Genomic DNA, 17,240 nt, shown 5'->3' on the forward strand with positions numbered 1-17,240 from the left:
GACCAAGAGTCCTGACAAGCGCCATGCCGTTCAAATTCATCCACATCACCGACACGCATCTGGCGAACCCGGGGTTGAAGCTCTATGGCCTCGACCCGCGCGCCCGGCTGGACGCTGCGATTGCCGACATCAACAAGCATCAGTCCGATGCTGCCTTCACGGTCGTGACCGGCGATCTCACCCATTGGGGCGAGCCTGAATCCTACGCCAATTTCGCAGACGCGATGTCCGCGCTGAAAATGCCGTACATCGCCATGGTCGGCAATCACGACCGCCGTGTCGCCTGCCTCGACGGCCTGAAAGCCGCGCCGCGCGATCCCAATGGCTTCGTGCAGGGCACGCGCACCACCGAGCACGGCCTGTTCGTCTTCCTGGACACGCTGGACGAAACCAGCCATGCCGGTGAGATGTGCCGCAAGCGCCTCGGCTGGCTTGCGAGCACGCTCGCCGCCGCGCCGGCGGACATGCCGTTCGTCGTCTTCATGCATCACCCGCCGTTCCCGGTCGGCGTCCACGCGATGGACGAGATCGCGCTGGCGCAGAGCGCCGAATTCGCCGAGGTGATCGCGCCTTATCGCGCACGCATCCGCCACCTCTTCTTCGGCCATGTGCACCGGCCGATCTTCGGCAGCTACGGCAAGATCCCCTTCTCCACCCTGCGTGGCACCAACCATCAGGTCTGGTTCGAGCTCGACCCCGCCGTCACCGACCATCTGGCGAGCCACGAGCCGCCGGCCTATGGCGTGGTGCTGATCGAGCAGGAAAACCTGGTCGTTCACAGCCACGACTTCCTCGACACCAGCCTGCGCTTCCCCTTCGTCCCTCCAGCGGGAATGGACGATCGCGATTATGCGCTCAACTTCCCGGCGCGGTGAGATGAGCCTCGCTGAACCCGCGGCTCTCCCGGTCGCGGCGTCGGCGCCAGCGCGCCTGCATATCGTGACGCGGTTCTCTCACCGCTTCAAAACCTCGCTGCCGGCCTATCTGCTGTTGCTGCCCTCGCTCGTCTTCCTCGCGCTGTTCACCTATGGCGCGATGGGCCGCGTGCTCGTCGACGCGCTCTACCAGCGCGCCACGCCCAAGGCGCCGGTCCGCTTCGTCGGTCTCGACAACATCGCAGCCGTGCTTGCCGACTCCGCCTTCACCGGTGCCGTTGTCAACAATCTCGTCTATGCCGTCGGCACCGCGATCCCGAGCATCGGACTTGCACTGCTGTTCGCGCTGGCGCTGTCGCGCACCAACGCCGTCAACAGCGCGCTGCGTGCCGCGCTGTTCCTGCCGGTGCTGATCCCGATGGTCGCGGCCTCCGCGCTGTTCCTGTTCATCTTCCTGCCCAATGTCGGCCTGCTCGACTATTACATCGGCAGCCTGCTTCCGGTACTGCCGAACTGGCTCGGCGATTCCGACATCGCGCTTTACGCGATCATGGTCATCACCATCTGGAAGAACGCCGGCTACTACATGCTGTTCTTCCTGGCCGGCCTCCAGGCGGTGCCGGAAGATGTCATGGAAGCGGCCCATCTCGACGGCGCCGGGCCGTACCAGCGTCTGCGCCACATCATCATGCCCGAGCTCAAGCCCACCTTCCTGTTCGTCACGGTCATCGCCATTCTTAACGCGGTCACGCAGGTCGACCACGTCTTCGTCATGACCAAGGGCGGGCCGTCCAACGCGACCAACCTCGTGCTGTTCTACATCTACCAGCAGGCGGTGGAGCATTACGACATCGGCAAGGCCTCGGCCGCGACGCTGCTGACGCTCGCCGCCCTGATGGGCCTGACCGCGCTTTCGTTCCGGACGATGGCCAACCGCGAGGACGGGCCATGAAGCTGCTCGACCGCCTGTTCAGGGATACCCCGCTCGCGACCCGCAACGAGATCACGCCAAAGCTCGGCTTCTTGCTCACCGTGCTGCTCGCGATCGTCTGGCTGATCCCGTTCCTGTGGATGGGCGTGGCGACGCTGCGTCCCGCGTCCGACGGCATCAACCTCATGGCCGAGCTGATGCCGAGCCTGAAACCCACGCTCGACAATATCAGGGACGCCTGGGAGATTGGCGATTTCCCGCGCTACACCCTCAACACCGTGCTCATCTGCACCGGCATCCTGCTGGTGCAGTTCGTCACGATCACGCTGGCGGGCTTTGCTTTTGCGCGGCTCGAATTCGCCGGCAAGACACCGATCTTCTATCTGTTCCTGATGCAGCTGATGCTGGTGCCGGTGTTGCTGATCGTGCCGAATTTGAGCCTGGTGGCGCAGCTCGGCCTCTACGACACGCTGACCGGCGTGATGATGCCTTTCTTCGCCTCCGCCTTCGGCACCTTCCTGATGCGCCAGGCCTTCGAGGCGATACCGACCGAGCTGGAAGACGCAGCCCTGATCGACGGCGCCAGCCTTCTCCAGCGCATCCGCCACATCTACGTGCCGCTGTCGATGCCGAGCTTCTCGGCCTTCGCGATCATCTCCGTCACCAGCCACTGGAACGACTTCCTGTGGCCGCTGATGGTGATCAATTCGCCGGATAAGCGGCCGCTCACGGTCGGGCTCTCGGTGTTCACCGCGACTGCGGAAGGCACGCAGGCCTGGGGCACCATCGCCGCCGGCACGTTGATGGTGATCGCACCGCTGCTCATCACCTTCCTGATCTTCCAGAAGCGCTTCATCAGTTCTTTCGTCACCTCAGGCATCAAATAGGAGATTTCTCGATGCTGTTTTCCCGCAGGCTCATGCTCGGCCTCGCCATGGCAGGTAGTTTGGCAAGCGCCCTCGCCGTCCCGGCGCTGGCCGAAGGTCCAACCGAGATCGACCTGTTCTTCCCCGTTCCCGTCGACGGCAAGCTCGCCCGCGACATGGGCACCCTGATCAAGGAGTTCAACGAAGGACATCCAAACATCAAGGCGACCGCCGTCTACACCGGCTCCTACGACGACACGCTGATCAAGACGCGCGCCGCCATCAAGGCCGGCAAGCCGCCGGCTGCCGTGATCATGTCGGCGAACTTCCTGCTCGACATGCAGATCGAGAACGAGCTGACTAACCTCGACAGCCTGATCGCCGCCGACGGCACCACCAAAGAGAAGTTTTTGGGCCAGTTCTTCCCGGCGCTGCAGGGCAACGCGGTGATCGACCGCTCGGTCTACGGGGTGCCGTTCCACAATTCAACGCCGCTGCTCTACATCAACGCCGACAAGGCCAAGGAAGCGGGCCTTGATCCGAGCAAGCCGCCACAGACCTGGGCGGAGCTCACCGACTGGGCCAAGAAGCTCACCAAGCGCGAGGGCGACAAGGTGACCCAATGGGGCATCGCAATCCCCTGCGCCTATGATTATTGCGGCTGGATGATGGAAACGCTCACCATGTCCAATGGCGGGCGCTACTACAACGAGGAGTTCGGCGGCGAGGTCTATTACGACACGCCCTCGATGCTGGGTGCGCTGACCTGGTGGAACGACCTCGTCGCCAAGCACAAGGTGCATCCGCCCGGCGCCACGCCTGGCCCGGCCGTCAGCACCTCCTTCATCTCCGGCAACGCCGCGATGATGATGCTCTCCACGGGCTCGCTGACCTATGTGCGTGACAACGCCAAGTTCGCCTACAAGGTCGCCTTCATCCCGCGCAACGTCCGCAACGCCGTGCCGATCGGCGGCGCCTCGCTGATCGTTCCGGCGGGCCAGCAAGCCGACAAGCAGAACGCCGCCTGGACGCTGATCAAGTGGATGACCTCGCCCGAGAAGAGCGGCTGGTGGAGCCGCGCCACCGGCTATTTCGCGCCCAACATGGCGGCGTACAAGACGTCCGACATGGTCGAATTCCTGAACAAGAACCCCGACGCCAAGACCGCCGTCGAGCAGCTCGACGTCGCAAAGCCGTGGTTCGCGACCTACAAGACCGTGCCGGTGCGCAAGACGCTGGAGGACGAGGTGATGCTGGTCCTCAACGGCAAGAAGCAGCCGAAGGAAGCCCTCGCCGCCGCCCAGAAGGCCGCCGACGAGACGCTCAAGCCGTACAATGCGGAGACGTCGCTGAAGCTGCCGTAAGCCTTGGTGAATCAGGCAAAAGACCTCGGCGCGCCACAACGTGGGGCGCCGAAATTGCTTGGCTCTATCGCTGCGGTGACGAGGTCCCCCGCACGATCTCATCGCCCGTCTCTTGGGATCAAACGGCCCCGCCGGGCCAGTCAGTCGGATCTCCGCGTTCCAAGACGAGCCGCGATCGGTCAGGCCAGCGAGCAGCCAAAATCTCGCCGGCGCTCTGCATCGACAGCTTCAAAGGCTCTGGAACGGCTGAAGTTGCTCGTATAGATTGCATTCGGGCACTAAACTAGGGAAGGAAATGAGCCAACCAAAAAAGAGAGAGCGGCGCTGGCGAGTTTGGTCTACGGCCGAAAGTATCGAGCAGGAAGAAATTTCGATTGCAGCGATCATCGAAACGTTCCTCGCAACTGCCGTCTATCTCTGGATCGCTGCCTATGTGGGGTTCTTCCTTCCACTCATCGTGGGCCTCTTAACCGCGCCTTTCGTTTTGCTGCGCACGCCCTACTCGCTTCATGCCGGTATTCTATTGGCTCGCCGCTATGTTCGCCACTTCGCGGAGGTGGATCTCTGGATGTTGCTGTTCATCGGAGGCCCGACGGCTGCGGTGTTGGGGCTGTACGTCCTCTTGAAGCAAAGTGGCGTAATGAGCGATCTCTCGACAAGTGCCTTATTACCGCCCCTGATAGGTACTTGTGCGGCATACGTAACCGCATCAGTCGTAATTAGGATCTGGGCTACCGTAAAATTCATTCGGATCGGCGTTCAAGCAATGCCAGGTAATTTTCGGAAATTGTGGATGTGCACTTCCCCATCTCAGCTTCCAGAGTTGGTGCCGGGCTTTAATCAAACAAACTACTTTTTCTCTATGGGGAACGTCGCAGCGAGACTAAAGAACGGACCAGATCGAAGTGCCGCTTTAGGAGGGCTAATCTATCTTTGCCTGTTGTTCTGGCCCACTTGGCTTCTGCGCTTCTCTGTAAAATCGGCTTTCTGGTTCTGGTGGCCTGTGTCGTACATCGGAAGCGATCTGCGCGAGAAGCCAGATATTTTGGGTTGGAACTCGGTCGGAAGCCTAAAAGCAAAGGCAAGTATAATCTCCGCAATTGCGGTCCTATCTTCATTTTTCTTCTTCAACTTTCTCGTGACAGGCGCTTGGCTGCGCGAGCATCACTTTATATCCCCGATTGGACTGCTATTTAATGTGGAGGCCCCCAATCCTTGGCAGATCCCGGCGCTCGCCGCGGCTATGATCAGTATCGTCATCGTTTTTCTTGCCAACGATGCTGCCGGACGAAAAGCGATCTCCACTCGATTGAATGATGAAGAGATCGCGGAGAAAGCTTCGAAGACATATGGCTGGATTGAACGATTGAGCCGACTGCGATTGCTCGCAGCATGTACATTCTGGTTATTGGCAGCAATACAGTCTGTGGACTACGCCAACAACGAACGTTGCGTGGTCCGTCCACCGGATTGGGTCCACGTGCTGCTGAAAGCAGTTTACACGCCCCGTTTCCACAAGATGACGTGTGAGCAATACTCCGTCTGGAATCTATTTACGAACAGGGATGTTGCGCGGTTGTGACCGAGGGCTCGCCTTCGCTGTCGCCCCGTTTGTCCTAGCTGCCGCAAAAGGTCCACGCCGCGATGGACGAGCCTATCGCAGCCTTGCTGAAGCTGATGACTTCCGCCCGGCGCCCGTTAACCCCCCGTCCACCATCCGGCCCGGCCCGCCGCCGGTAACCACGAGCATTAACAGACCCTCAATTCACGCCAGACAAGTCTAGCAATGTTTCTGAGGGGATTTTGCCGTGGATTTGCTGGTTATCGAGTTCCTGGGACTGGCGCTGGTCGCCATGTGCGTTGTGGTGGTGGCGCTGCCTTGCGCGCGCAAACCCTCCCGGCGGATCCGCTACGAATAGGATTTTCGTCGGTAAATGCGATTCCGGCCCAAATGCAAGGCTCGAATTCGCATCGAGCCCCTTGACATCACAGCGCTTTCGGCAGAACGGCTGATAGACTTGTCATGGGCCGTTCATGGATTTGATTACCACCACCGCTGACCTCGCGGCTGCCTGCAGCCGGCTGGCCAAGCACCCCGTCATTACCGTCGATACCGAGTTCCTGCGCGAGACCACCTACTACCCGCTGCTGTGCGTGGTGCAGATGGCCAGCGCCGAGGAAGCGATCGTCATCGACACCCTCGCGGAGGGCATCGACCTCAAGCCGTTCTTCGAGCTGATGGCCAATGAGGCCGTGCTGAAGGTGTTCCACGCCGCCCGCCAGGACATCGAGATCATCTGGCACCAGGCCAACATCATTCCGCACCCGGTGTTCGACACCCAGGTCGCGGCCATGGTTCTCGGCTATGGAGACAGCATCGCCTATGACGCGCTGGTCGAGAAGGTCGCCGGCCACCGCCCGGACAAGACCCACCGCTTCACCGACTGGTCGCGCCGGCCGCTGACCAAGGAGCAGATGCACTACGCGGTGTCCGACGTCACGCATCTGCGCGACGTGTTCGCGGCGCTCGATGCCGACCTCAAGAAGCGCCGCCGCAGCGAGTGGGTCTCGATCGAGATGGAGGTCCTGACCTCCCCCAAGACCTACGACTTCCACCCCGAGCGCGCCTGGGAACGGCTGAAGACGCGGGTGCGCAAGCCCAAGGACCTCGCGGTCCTGATGGAGGTCGCCGCCTGGCGCGAGCAGGAGGCGCAGAGCCGCGACGTGCCGCGCGGTCGCGTGCTGCGCGACGAGGCGGTCAGCGACATCGCGACCCACGCGCCGAACACCATCGAGAAGCTCGCCAACCTGCGCTCCGTGCCGAAGGGTTTTGAGAAGTCCAAATGGGGCGCGGACATCGTCGCCGCGGTCCAGCGCGGGCTGGCGCGGGATTTGTCGACGCTGCCGAAGCTGGAGAAGCCGCGCAACAACAACAATGGCGCCGCGATCGTGGAGCTGTTGAAGGTGCTGTTGCGCATGACCGCGGAGCGCCATGCGGTTGCCAGCAAGGTGATCGCCACTGTCGACGATCTCGAGGAGATCGCAGCCGACGACGAGGCCGACGTGCCGGCGCTACGCGGCTGGCGCCGCGAGCTGTTCGGCGACGCCGCACTGAAGCTCAAGCGCGGCGAGCTGGCGCTTGCGGTCGAGAAAGGCCGCGTGATCGGGGTTCAGCGGGCGGAATAGCCGGGACTGCCTCCTCAATGTCGTCCTGGCGAAAGCCAGGACCCACTACCCAGGGGCGAGTTTGGCGAAGACCCGTCGTTCGGTACGCCGACCATCGTAAATCGATAGATCACACGGTATGGGTCCTGGCTTTCGCCAGGACGACACCGCAGGTGTGACCAGCTGCTCCGGTCACACTGACACGCGCTCCCCTTACGCCGGCGTCAGCTTCGCCACGTCCGCCTTCATGTCATCCAGCACGCCCGATATTGCCGCGACCAGCTCGTCGATCTGGGCTTTGGTGACGATCAGCGGCGGGCAGATGGCGATGGCGTCGAGCATGTTGCGCGAGATCACGCCGCGCTCCTGCAGCATGCGACTGGCCATGCCGCCGACGGCGCCCGGCGTTGCCGCCGCGGTCTTGCGCGCCTTGTCCAGCACCAGTTCGATCGCTGCAATCATGCCGACACCGCGGACCTCGCCGACCAGCGGATGGCTGGTGAGCTCACGCAGCTTGCCTTGCATGTAGCCACCGAGCTCGGCGGCGTGCGCAACCAGGCCGCGCTCCTCGATGATTTTCAAGTTCTCCAGCGCAATCGCCGAGCCGACCGGATGGCCGCCCGCGGTGAAGCCATGGCCGAGCACGCCGATCTTGTTGCTCTCATCGGCGATCGGCTCGAACATGCGATCGTTCATCATGATGGCCGACAGCGGGAAATAGCTCGAGGTGATCTGCTTGGAGACCACGATCGCGTCGGGCTTGATGCCGTAGGTTTCGCAGCCGAACATCTTGCCGGTGCGGCCGAAGCCGCAGATGACCTCGTCGGCGACCAACAGGATGTCGTATTTGTTCAAAACCTTCTGGATCTTGTCCCAATAGGTCGCCGGCGGCACGATGACGCCGCCCGCGCCCATCACCGGCTCGCCGAAGAACGCCGCGATCGTGTCCGGGCCTTCCTTCTGGATCAGCGCATCGAGCTCCTCGGCTCGCCGCGTCGCGAAGGCTTCCTCGCTCTCGCCGGGCGCGCCGTCCTTGTAGAAATGCGGCGAGCCCGTGTGCAGGATGTTCGGAAGCGGCAAGTCGAAAGAGCGGTGGTTGTTCGGCAGGCCGGTGAGGCTGGCGGACGCAATGGTGACGCCGTGATAGGCGCGCATCCGGCTGATCACCTTCTTGCGCTGCGGCTGGCCGAGCGCGTTGGAGCGATAGGCGATCAACTTCAGAACGGTGTCGTTGGCCTCCGAGCCCGAGTTGGTGAAGAACACCTTGCTCATCGGCACTGGCGCAAGCGCGACCAGCTTCTCGGCGAGATCGATCGAGGGCCCGTGCGATTTCGCGGAGAACGTGTGATAAAATGGCAGCGCCAGCATCTGCTTGTGCGCGGCGTCGACCAGCCGCTTCTCGTTGAAGCCGAGCCCGACGCTCCAGAGGCCTGCCATCGCCTCGAAATAGCGCTTGCCCGACGCGTCGAACACGTAGGGGCCCTCGCCGCGCTCGATCACCAGGGGACCGGCCTGCTGATGGGCACGCGCGTTGGTGTAGGGATGGAGCTGATAGGCCACATCCCGGGCCTCTTGCGAATTGGGCAGCATGGACATTTGCAGGCATCCTTGAAAGCGTCACGTCGCCGGCGCGGCCAGCGTCATCACTTGATGATCCAGCTCCTTGGCTATTGCCACCGCGCAAAACTTGCAACGTCAATTCGTCGGCAGCAAGCGCTCAGCAGCGTTGCACAAAGCCGCACATCGGGCAGCTGTCACGCCGCGCCGTCGTCATTCCCATCATGATCGGCGGCGGCGGCTTCCCGCACCTCCACCAGCGCCATCGAGAGCAGATACACCGTCGTGGGCAGACCAAGACGGCGCGCCGCCTCGGCGGCACGCGACAGGTCGCTTGCCAGCTCCTCGAGCTGATCTCCCCGTGACAATGTCCCACTCCATCCGTCGATCGCGGCCGCCTACACCGCAACGGCGCCGCTGGTTCTGATCAGTTCGGCGCTGGACTGGATTGTAGCAAAATTCCCGATCACATTCACTACCGCATGCTTGTAGGCGGCAGCATCGTCTGTCCCCGGCTGCCGGCAGGCTACCGCGTCGGCCACCACCTGGTAGCGATGACTGCGGTGAAACCCGTCGATAGCGGTTGCCAGGATGGTTTCGTCGAAGGAAAAGCCCGCGAGCACGCAACGGACATTGCGGATATTGGACATGTAGTCCACAAACCGCGACGAACTGTAGGCCGACGGTAGCGGGTGCTCGAACGTCATTTCTCCCGGCCGGGGCTTCGCCTCCGCGATCCAATCGGTCAGCCTGGATGCCGGATTGAACCAGGCCGCTTGCGCGATGCGCTTCAGATGCATCACCGGCCAGAGATTGTCGCGCCACAGCGTCAGCAGTTCCACGCAGCGCGCCGTGGCTGCATCGCCGTCGAGGATGACGTGGCGGCGTCCTGGGGTCAGATATTCGGCCTGGAGATCCGCGCAGACCAGGATCGGCGGATCGTCGGTGATGGAAACCAGCATGGTTTTGCGCGCAGCTGCACCAGTTTCAACGGCCAGCGAGCGCGACGTCCCGCAGCGGCGACGTCACGGCCCGTCCTGCCGAGGCGTCGAGCACGCCCGGCCGGTCCCAATCCCCTTCGGGGCGGATGATCACGTACGGATCGCTGTCCAGCGTAATGGCATCCGGGCCCGGTTCGATCTCCAGCAGCATTTCCGTGTAGGAGAAGTCGGAGAAGGTGATCTTGCGATTGTGGCCAAGCGGCTTGGCGCCGAAATGGGCCCAGAAATCGACCAGCCGGTCCTGCGCCTGGCCGTAGATCTTACGAAAGCCCTTGCGCTTCACGTAGTCGACGCTCGCCTGTACCAGCTTGAACGAGACGCGCGAGCGCCGATATTGGTGCCGCACCGCAAGCCGTTCCACCTTGGCGAAATCACCGAAGAACCGCACCCGCAGACAGCCCGCAGGCTCGTTGCCGACATAGCCGATGAAATGCGCGGCAACCATGTCGTTGCCGTCGAACTCCTCATCGAACGGGCAATCCTGCTCGGCGAGATAGACGGCCGAGCGGATCGAGGTGACCAGCATGAGGTCGCTGAGATCGCGTGCGAGGCGAATGCTGATAGCGCGGGAATCCGGCTTCGCGAGAGGAATCCTAGTACCGTGCATCTGCAAAACTCCTTGCTTGGATGATCGCGCCCGGCATGCGCATCGGCTGCCGATGCCAGGGCCGCTCGTAGCACCAGAGATCGGGTTGGAAGCTTGGAATGGGCTCGAAGCCTGTCGCCTTCATGATATCGCGTCCGGCCACGGTTGACGGCTGCGCATAGCAATCCGCGTTGCGAAACCTTACCTGTCTGAGATGAGCCGCGGCCTTGCCGAGACCGGCGACGCCGCGCCCCGTCGCCGCGATCGCCCAGATGTAGATGGCGGAAACGTCTTCCTTCGCGGAGGCGAGATGGCGCGTCTCCGGCGCGGTGAGGCAGATCTCGTCGAGCAGCAGCGCATCATGCCCGCGATCGTTGAGAAACAGGAAGGCCATGCCGCCGACGAGGTTGCCCTTCCGGCTGAAAGTCAGGATGCTCTCGGGATCGAAGGCGAAGTATTTTGCAAGCTCAGCCGCCCCGATCCGGACACCCGGCACCAGCCGGTGCGCCAACTGCGACAGCGCGGCTATTTCGGAAAATTGGGCGCGACGGACGTCGACATCCGGATTGAGCGGCAGCGCGTCGAAATCATGCCTTGCGGCAAACGAGCCCCTTTCCATACCCATGTCACCCCTCTATCGTTCGCGGCTTTCGTGCCCCGCTATGACCAAGAGCTTAGCGGCTGGGGATCAGGAGTATGCAGCAGTTATTGCACCGGGGTGCTGCGATGATGCAGCACCGTGAAGAAGCCCTGGATGCGTCCTGGGACGATTTGAAACTGTTTTTAGCTTGCGCAAAATATAAAAGTTTCCGTAACGCCGCCGAGGAGCTCGGGCTCACCTCCACCACCCTGATGCGCAGGATCGACCGGCTCGAGGAGAGCATCGACTGCAAGCTGTTCCTGCGCGACCAGAGCGGGCTCACGCTCAGCGACGAAGGCAGCGCGATGATCGCCGACGTCGCGCTTATGGAGCGTCATGCCTTCAACGTGTTCCGGCGTGCCTCGCGATCGTCGAACGACATGTCAGGCACCGTGCGCGTCGCGGTGACGGAAGGCCCCGGCAATTTCTGGATCCTGCCGCGATTGATCGACTTCCAGAAGACCTATCGCAAGATCACCGTCGACTTGCGCTGCGCGATGGAACAGGCCGACGTCGCGCGGCTCGAATCCGATATCGCGATCCAGCTCGAGCCGCCGACCAATCCCGATCTGATCGTCGCCAAGCTCGGCCGGCTGCACATCTATCCCTTCGTCTCCAAGGAGTACGAAAACCTCTACGGCGTGCCGGCGAGCCTGGCCGAGCTGAAGAACCACCGCATCATCAAGCAGAGCGCCCCGCAGGTCGACGATGGCGCCTATGCCCGCGTGCTCGGACTGAAGTCGCTCGAGGGCATTGTCGGAATCAAGACCAATTCCTCGGTCGGCGTGCTCTATGCAGTGGAGCGCGGCGCCGGCATCGGGTTCCTGCCGACGGTCTCGATCGCGCTCGGCGCCCCGCTCGTTGCCGTCGATCTCGGCGTCAGCCACCACGCCGATCTCTGGCTCACCTATCACAAGGAGTTCCGCGCCTCCGAGCGTCACAAGATCGTGGTCGATTGGCTGAAGAAAATCTTCGATCCCAAGATCCATCCCTGTTTCCGCGACGAGTTCATTCACCCCAACGCGCTGGCGCCGATGATGACCGCCGCGCGCGAGGGCTTTGGATTGACCGGCTATGTCGCGGCAATGCCGACTTAAAGCTTCAACATGATCCTTTCGGAAAACCGCTTCGCAGTTTTCCGGACCCTGCTCTGGGCGGACGTGGGCAGGCTTCGCCTCACCACCGATATTCGAAGCCGACCGTGCCCTGGTGCGACGTCAGCTCGTTGCGGAACTTGCCGTCGTAGTTGACGTAGAGCCGCGCCGTGTTGGTCAGGCTGAGCGAGGCCGAGGCGCCTGCATCCGTGCCATAGCGGCTCTCGCCGATGCCGGGCACGACGATGCTCTGGGTCCCGAGGCTGACCTGCACCGATCCCAGGTTCTGATGGAAATTGTCGACGAACTTGCCGTAGGCGGACACGTCCAGGATCTTCTGGTCGAAGATGAAGTCGCGCCCGATCTCGGCCCCGATCATGACGCGCGCGCGAGACAGCGCCGTCGAGCCGACATTGAGTGGATCGAGGCCGCCAACCTCCTGGAACGCGACGCTGGTGGCGCGGACATATTCCAGTGCGCCCTTGGGCACGATGCGCATCTGGTCCTTGGTCCAGTAGTAGCTGATCTCGGTCAGCGCGCCGTCGACTGCGGCGCGATACCCCGCTGTCGCAAGTCCCAGGCCGGTATCCCGGCTGGAGCGGACCTTGCCGAAGCCGTGCACCACCGCGAAGCCCCAGGTCCAGGGGCCCTTGTCGACGGAGCCGCTGAAGCCGAGTTGCGTCAGGTCCAGCGTCGCGGATTGAAGTGCGAGCGGTACATCGATGTCGGTGTGGCTCTGGTCGACCGAGAAGCCGAGATTGACACCCGGTGCGAGCCGCGCGCCAAAGCCCGCGACACCGCCAACCGTCTTCCGCTTGTCGCCGACGAAGTCGCCCTGCGCATCGGTCCGGACCGAGATACCGTAGCCTTCAAACCAGGTGCGGTAGCGCGGATCTTCCGCGGCCGCCGATGCGCCGCCGCCGCCGGGATTGGTCCGGAACGCCCGGTTGACGCCGCCCGATGCCTGGTTGCCGAGCCGCTCCAGGAAATTCGATCCGAGATTGAGCGCGCCGTTGCCGGCCGACTGGTCGTAATTGGTGGAGGTGGCCGACGGCGTGGGAGGCGGTGGCGGTGGCAGCGGCGGGGCGACCTGAGCGAGAACGGGAGCTGCCGTCGTCGCCAAGCCAAACACGATTGCACTTGCGATCTTGGCCGTCGTCCGACGAACCCGGTCTCCGCCAATCACCAGCCGTGTCCCGGAAAGCTGCAATCTGCAGCGCATGACGATGAATCCCAAAGCAAAATGGCGGCGCGCAAAAATGCAACACGGGCCACTATGCATGCGACGATTTGTGCTGAAGTGCCCCCGAGGGTCAACCGGTCCACACCTCGCCGCCAAGGCGATTGGCGTCGATTGTGGTTCCCTGGCCACAGGTCGCAAATTGCAGATGACGGCACCCGGCCCAGACTTGAAATTCGCGCGCGGCTTGCTAACCGGCGATTTTCATGTTGCAATATCGGACACAATCGGAATTGGCCGCTCGACTGTGCGTTTCGCGACATTGAGACTCAAGACTCGAACAGACTACCGGAAGCCCGTTTGTGGCGTGGCACGCGAAAAGCGGCCGCGTCGTTTTTGTATCTAGCGGAGGAGACTGAGGATGCCGCAAAAGGGCACCGTCAAATGGTTCAACCCGACCAAGGGCTATGGGTTCATCAAGCCGAACGGCAGCGACAAGGACGTGTTTGTCCACATCTCCGCCGTCGAGCGTGCCGGACTCTCCACCCTCAATGAAAACCAGGTGGTTGAATACGACCTCGTGGAGAACCGCGGCAAAGCATCCGCGGAAAACCTCAAGGTTTCCTGATTTCTCTCAAGCCTTGGTGCGAGAGATCATGACGTTGCCCCCGGCTCTGCCGGGGGTTTTTGTGTGTGTGACCACAATGAACGCGTGCGCTTCGCCGCCTCAGCTCACAACCGGCGCAATCAGAAAATTCTCCGACGCCCCACCGCCCGCCGTCCTGCACACATCGCCCTCGATCCGGACTTTGCCGGTCGCAAGCAAGCTCAGTGCCGCAGGATAGATGCGGTGCTCGACTTCGAGGATGCGTTCCGACAACGTGTCCCCGGTATCGTGGTCGCTGACGGGCACCGCGCCCTGCATCACGATCGGACCGGCGTCGGTCTCGGGGATGACGAAGTGCACTGTCGCACCAGATAGTTTGACCCCGGCGCGCAAAGCCTGCCCATGCGGGTCAAGTCCCGGGAAGGACGGCAGCAGCGAGGGATGGACGTTGAGCATCCGCCCATACCAGGCCTTGGTGAATTCGGCTGTGAACAGCCGCATGAAGCCGCCGAGACAGATCAACTCGATGCCGTGCTGATCGAGCGCTGCCTGCAGCACCTTCTCGAAGCCGGCGCGGTCCTTGCCGAACGGCTTGCTCTCGATCACCAGCGTCGTCACGCCGCTCGCTTTGGCCCTTTCGAGCCCTAGCGCATCGGCCTTGTTCGAGATGACGAGCGAAATCTCCGCCGGAAAATCCGGTGCGGCGGCCGCCCTGATCAGCGCGGACATGTTGGAGCCGCGGCCGGAAATCAGGATGGCGACGCGGCGCTTCATCACAGGGCCAGATCGAGGTGGCCGTTATAGACGACGCGGTGCTCGCCCTCGGCCGGGATCACAATGCCGAGCTGCGCCACGCTCTCGCCGGCGTCGGTGAAGACCCGCACGACCTCGTCGACCTTGTCCGGCTCGACGATCGCGATCATGCCGATGCCGCAGTTGAATGTGCGCAGCAATTCGAGCTCGGCGATGCCACCCTGGGCGGCCAGCCATTTGAACACCGGCAGCACCGGCAGGCGCGCCAGATCGATGCCGACGCCGAGATCTTTCGGCAGCACGCGCGGGATGTTGTCGGTGAAACCGCCGCCGGTGATGTGGGCAAGGCCCTTCACCGCGCCGGTCTCGCGGATCGCGCGCAGGCAGGATTTGACATAGAGCCGCGTCGGCGCGAGCAACGCGCCGCCGAGCGTCATCACCGGCGAGAACGGCGCCTGCGCCTCGAAGCCGAGGCCGGATTGTTCCACGATCTTGCGCACCAGCGAGAAGCCGTTGGAGTGGACGCCCGACGAGGCGAGCCCGATCACGGCATCGCCGGCGGCGATGTCCTTGCGCGGCAGCAGCGTACCGCGCTCCGCGGCGCCGACGGCAAAGCCGCCGAGGTCATAGTCGCCGTCCTTGTAGAGGCCGGGCATCTCGGCCGTCTCGCCGCCGATCAGGGCGCAGCCGGATTCGCGGCAGCCTTCGGCGACCCCGGCGACGATCGACGCGGTCGCCTCCGGATCGAGCTTGCCGCAAGCGAAATAGTCGAGGAAGAACAGCGGCTCGGCGCCCTGCACCACGAGATCGTTGACGCTCATGGCGACGAGGTCGATGCCGATCCCGCCATGCAGGCCGGTCTCGATCGCGATCTTGACCTTGGTGCCGACGCCGTCGGTGGCGGCGACCAGGATGGGATCCTTGAAGCCGGCCGCCTTGAGGTCGAACAGGCCGCCGAACCCGCCGATCTCGGCGTCGGCGCCCGGCCGTGCGGTGGCGCGCACCATCGGCTTGATCAGGTCGACCAGGCGGTTGCCCGCATCGATATCGACGCCTGAATCGGCGTAAGTGAGGCCGTTTTTGCGGTCGGTCATGCCCGATTTCCAGTGGGTTTGCGGCTGGTTACGTCGAATTCCGGGGACGCGCAATGGCTCGCATGACGCCCCGCCCTATACTATGTAGATATCAACCGGTTCAGCCCCCAATGGGCCGGATTCGAGGTCAGGCCGGGTGCCGGGAAGCGCCGCGTGAGTATTCCAAATATCATTACCTTGGGCCGCATCATGCTGGTCCCGATCATCGTCTGGGCCATCGTGTCGAGCCAAATGGAGGTGGCGTTCGCCGTCTTCCTGATTGCTGGCATCAGCGACGCCGTCGACGGCTTCCTGGCCAAGCGCTTCAACATGACGAGCGAGCTCGGCGCCCTGCTCGACCCGCTAGCCGACAAGGCGCTGCTGGTCTCGATTTACCTGTCGCTCGGCATCTGGGGCGACATTCCGCGCTGGATCGTGATCCTGGTGGTCTCGCGCGACATCATGATCGTCACAGCCGTGATCGTATCCTGGCTGTTCGACAAGCCGGTCGAGATGAGGCCATCGAAAGTGTCGAAGCTCAACACGGTGGCGCAGGTTGGCTACGCCGCGCTGGTGCTGGCCGCCCTCGCCTTCGGCTTCAAGCCGGCGCCCTATGATATAATCCTGATGGTTCTCGTCACGGTCTTCACGCTTTCTTCCGTGTCGCTCTATCTCGTCGAGTGGCTGCGGCACATGAGCACGATCGAGGCCAAGTAGGAGGCCAAGTAGGAGGCCAAGCACCCCTATCGAGGCGAAATGAGTTGGGATGCGGCCCCGCAAAAGGCCAACTCCCGCTCGATGAAGTCGAATCTCATCCAACGAAGCCGGCACGCCGGCATGGAGCAAAGCAAGCGTGCCAGGCCGCGTTCACCCCCGACAATTGGCGTTTTCGCTTCCGCATGCGGAAAGCCTGAGCCGGGACAATTTCCTCGAAGGCCCCGCCAACGCCGCCGGTCTTGCCCTCATTGACGCCTGGCCGGAATGGCCGAACCCGATCATGTGGCTGGCCGGCCCTGAAGGCAGCGGCAAGAGCCACCTCGCCGCGATCTGGGCCGAGGCTTCAGGCGCCCGCTCGACCACGGCAAATGGGCTGACCGCCGAAGCCGTCCCGGGCGCGCTCGCCACCGGTGCGCTGGTGGTCGAGGATCTCAAGGCGAAGGAATTCGACGAGCGCGCCCTGTTCCATCTGATGAACCTCGCCCGCGAGGACGGCGCCTACGTCCTCTTCACCGGCCGCGAGATGCCGGTATCGCTCGATATCGAGCTTCGCGACCTGCGCTCGCGGCTGCGCGCCGTGCCTGTTATCTCGCTGTTGCCCCCTGACGACCAGCTGTTCCGCGGCCTGATCGTCAAATTCTGCGCCGACCGCCAGCTCGCCGTGGACGAGAGCGTGGTCAGCTACCTCGCCACTCGCCTGGAGCGGTCCTCGGCCGCCGCCCGGGCGGCCGTGGAACTGCTGGATAGCGAGGCCCTGCGGCTCGGCCGCCCCGTCACCCGGGCGCTGGCCGCCGAGCTGCTGCGGGATGTCTGAGCAAGACCGCTTGACGC

At 63.1% G+C, this 17,240-nt stretch carries 18 protein-coding genes; 10 read left to right on the forward strand and 8 right to left on the reverse strand.

What is annotated here, in order from left to right; all coding sequences use genetic code 11:
* Positions 1-23: 23 nt before the first annotated feature.
* The 6 genes from IVB31_RS13290 to rnd all read left to right on the forward strand — a co-directional run bounded on the left by IVB31_RS13290 (position 24) and on the right by rnd (position 7,222).
* A complete protein-coding gene (locus IVB31_RS13290) occupies positions 24-875 on the forward strand; it encodes a phosphodiesterase (RefSeq protein WP_247322747.1) in 852 nt (283 codons plus the stop codon).
* A gap of 1 nt (position 876) precedes the next feature.
* On the forward strand, positions 877-1,827 hold the full coding sequence (locus IVB31_RS13295; RefSeq protein WP_247322749.1) for a sugar ABC transporter permease: 951 nt from the start codon (positions 877-879) through the stop codon (positions 1,825-1,827).
* On the forward strand, positions 1,824-2,693 hold the full coding sequence (locus tag IVB31_RS13300) for a carbohydrate ABC transporter permease (protein WP_247322750.1): 870 nt from the start codon (positions 1,824-1,826) through the stop codon (positions 2,691-2,693). The genes IVB31_RS13295 and IVB31_RS13300 overlap by 4 nt, the downstream gene beginning before the upstream one ends.
* 11 nt (positions 2,694-2,704) lie before the next feature.
* The gene (locus IVB31_RS13305) at positions 2,705-4,036 is read left to right on the forward strand and encodes an ABC transporter substrate-binding protein (RefSeq protein WP_247322753.1); all 1,332 of its coding nucleotides are present in this window, start codon (positions 2,705-2,707) and stop codon (positions 4,034-4,036) included.
* Between the two features lie 295 nt (positions 4,037-4,331).
* Positions 4,332-5,618: a hypothetical protein gene (locus IVB31_RS13310; RefSeq protein ID WP_247322755.1), complete on the forward strand. Its 1,287-nt coding sequence runs from the start codon at positions 4,332-4,334 to the stop codon at positions 5,616-5,618.
* 452 nt (positions 5,619-6,070) lie between these two features.
* On the forward strand, positions 6,071-7,222 hold the full coding sequence (gene rnd, locus IVB31_RS13315; protein ID WP_247322757.1) for a ribonuclease D: 1,152 nt from the start codon (positions 6,071-6,073) through the stop codon (positions 7,220-7,222).
* A 192-nt stretch (positions 7,223-7,414) separates the two neighbouring features.
* On the opposite strand, the gene IVB31_RS13320 is transcribed toward rnd, so the two are convergent.
* The 5 genes from IVB31_RS13320 to IVB31_RS13340 all read right to left on the reverse strand — a co-directional run bounded on the left by IVB31_RS13320 (position 7,415) and on the right by IVB31_RS13340 (position 10,970).
* On the reverse strand, positions 7,415-8,797 hold the full coding sequence (locus IVB31_RS13320; protein ID WP_247322760.1) for an aspartate aminotransferase family protein: 1,383 nt from the start codon (positions 8,795-8,797) through the stop codon (positions 7,415-7,417).
* A gap of 158 nt (positions 8,798-8,955) precedes the next feature.
* Positions 8,956-9,126: a hypothetical protein gene (locus IVB31_RS13325; protein ID WP_247322762.1), complete on the reverse strand. Its 171-nt coding sequence runs from the start codon at positions 9,124-9,126 to the stop codon at positions 8,956-8,958.
* Positions 9,127-9,156: 30 nt separating this feature from the next.
* Positions 9,157-9,720: an isochorismatase family protein gene (locus IVB31_RS13330; protein ID WP_247322764.1), complete on the reverse strand. Its 564-nt coding sequence runs from the start codon at positions 9,718-9,720 to the stop codon at positions 9,157-9,159.
* A gap of 25 nt (positions 9,721-9,745) precedes the next feature.
* On the reverse strand, positions 9,746-10,366 hold the full coding sequence (locus IVB31_RS13335; protein ID WP_106943308.1) for a GNAT family N-acetyltransferase: 621 nt from the start codon (positions 10,364-10,366) through the stop codon (positions 9,746-9,748).
* Positions 10,353-10,970 (reverse strand): hypothetical protein, encoded by a 618-nt coding sequence (locus IVB31_RS13340; RefSeq protein WP_247322766.1) that lies wholly within the window; start codon positions 10,968-10,970, stop codon positions 10,353-10,355. The genes IVB31_RS13335 and IVB31_RS13340 overlap by 14 nt, the downstream gene beginning before the upstream one ends.
* Positions 10,971-11,041: 71 nt before the next feature.
* Here IVB31_RS13340 and IVB31_RS13345 point away from each other — a divergent pair, with 71 nt between their 5' ends.
* Entirely contained in the window at positions 11,042-12,082 is a 1,041-nt protein-coding gene (locus tag IVB31_RS13345) for a LysR family transcriptional regulator (RefSeq protein WP_247322769.1), read from the forward strand.
* 79 nt (positions 12,083-12,161) lie between these two features.
* Here the strand turns inward: IVB31_RS13345 and IVB31_RS13350 are convergent, their stop codons facing one another.
* The gene (locus IVB31_RS13350) at positions 12,162-13,301 is read right to left on the reverse strand and encodes an autotransporter outer membrane beta-barrel domain-containing protein (protein WP_247322771.1); all 1,140 of its coding nucleotides are present in this window, start codon (positions 13,299-13,301) and stop codon (positions 12,162-12,164) included.
* Positions 13,302-13,680: 379 nt separating this feature from the next.
* On the opposite strand from IVB31_RS13350, the gene IVB31_RS13355 reads away from it, so the two are divergent.
* A complete protein-coding gene (locus tag IVB31_RS13355) occupies positions 13,681-13,887 on the forward strand; it encodes a cold-shock protein (protein WP_007591938.1) in 207 nt (68 codons plus the stop codon).
* Between the two features lie 99 nt (positions 13,888-13,986).
* Here IVB31_RS13355 and purN read toward each other — a convergent pair whose 3' ends face one another.
* On the reverse strand, positions 13,987-14,640 hold the full coding sequence (gene purN, locus IVB31_RS13360; RefSeq protein WP_247322773.1) for a phosphoribosylglycinamide formyltransferase: 654 nt from the start codon (positions 14,638-14,640) through the stop codon (positions 13,987-13,989).
* Positions 14,640-15,713: a phosphoribosylformylglycinamidine cyclo-ligase gene (gene purM / locus IVB31_RS13365; protein ID WP_247322776.1), complete on the reverse strand. Its 1,074-nt coding sequence runs from the start codon at positions 15,711-15,713 to the stop codon at positions 14,640-14,642. The genes purN and purM overlap by 1 nt, the downstream gene beginning before the upstream one ends.
* Positions 15,714-15,866: 153 nt before the next feature.
* Here purM and IVB31_RS13370 point away from each other — a divergent pair, with 153 nt between their 5' ends.
* Positions 15,867-16,409, forward strand: a complete 543-nt coding sequence (locus IVB31_RS13370; protein ID WP_247322782.1) for a CDP-alcohol phosphatidyltransferase family protein — start codon at positions 15,867-15,869, stop codon at positions 16,407-16,409.
* A 136-nt stretch (positions 16,410-16,545) separates the two neighbouring features.
* Positions 16,546-17,223: a DnaA/Hda family protein gene (locus IVB31_RS13375; protein ID WP_247322783.1), complete on the forward strand. Its 678-nt coding sequence runs from the start codon at positions 16,546-16,548 to the stop codon at positions 17,221-17,223.
* Positions 17,224-17,240: the final 17 nt, after the last annotated feature.

Origin of the sequence: Bradyrhizobium sp. 21 (genome assembly GCF_023073335.1) — a bacterium.
Lineage (GTDB): Bacteria > Pseudomonadota > Alphaproteobacteria > Rhizobiales > Xanthobacteraceae > Bradyrhizobium.

Coding starts and splice junctions, on each gene's coding strand:
- IVB31_RS13290 (WP_247322747.1), top strand. CDS start 24: ATGCCGTTCAAATTCATCCACATCACCGACACGCATCTGGCGAACCCG.
- IVB31_RS13295 (WP_247322749.1), top strand. CDS start 877: ATGAGCCTCGCTGAACCCGCGGCTCTCCCGGTCGCGGCGTCGGCGCCA.
- IVB31_RS13300 (WP_247322750.1), top strand. CDS start 1,824: ATGAAGCTGCTCGACCGCCTGTTCAGGGATACCCCGCTCGCGACCCGC.
- IVB31_RS13305 (WP_247322753.1), top strand. CDS start 2,705: ATGCTGTTTTCCCGCAGGCTCATGCTCGGCCTCGCCATGGCAGGTAGT.
- IVB31_RS13310 (WP_247322755.1), top strand. CDS start 4,332: ATGAGCCAACCAAAAAAGAGAGAGCGGCGCTGGCGAGTTTGGTCTACG.
- rnd (WP_247322757.1), top strand. CDS start 6,071: ATGGATTTGATTACCACCACCGCTGACCTCGCGGCTGCCTGCAGCCGG.
- IVB31_RS13320 (WP_247322760.1), bottom strand. CDS start 8,797: ATGTCCATGCTGCCCAATTCGCAAGAGGCCCGGGATGTGGCCTATCAG.
- IVB31_RS13330 (WP_247322764.1), bottom strand. CDS start 9,720: ATGCTGGTTTCCATCACCGACGATCCGCCGATCCTGGTCTGCGCGGAT.
- IVB31_RS13335 (WP_106943308.1), bottom strand. CDS start 10,366: ATGCACGGTACTAGGATTCCTCTCGCGAAGCCGGATTCCCGCGCTATC.
- IVB31_RS13340 (WP_247322766.1), bottom strand. CDS start 10,970: ATGGGTATGGAAAGGGGCTCGTTTGCCGCAAGGCATGATTTCGACGCG.
- IVB31_RS13345 (WP_247322769.1), top strand. CDS start 11,042: ATGCAGCAGTTATTGCACCGGGGTGCTGCGATGATGCAGCACCGTGAA.
- IVB31_RS13350 (WP_247322771.1), bottom strand. CDS start 13,301: ATGCGCTGCAGATTGCAGCTTTCCGGGACACGGCTGGTGATTGGCGGA.
- IVB31_RS13355 (WP_007591938.1), top strand. CDS start 13,681: ATGCCGCAAAAGGGCACCGTCAAATGGTTCAACCCGACCAAGGGCTAT.
- purN (WP_247322773.1), bottom strand. CDS start 14,640: ATGAAGCGCCGCGTCGCCATCCTGATTTCCGGCCGCGGCTCCAACATG.
- purM (WP_247322776.1), bottom strand. CDS start 15,713: ATGACCGACCGCAAAAACGGCCTCACTTACGCCGATTCAGGCGTCGAT.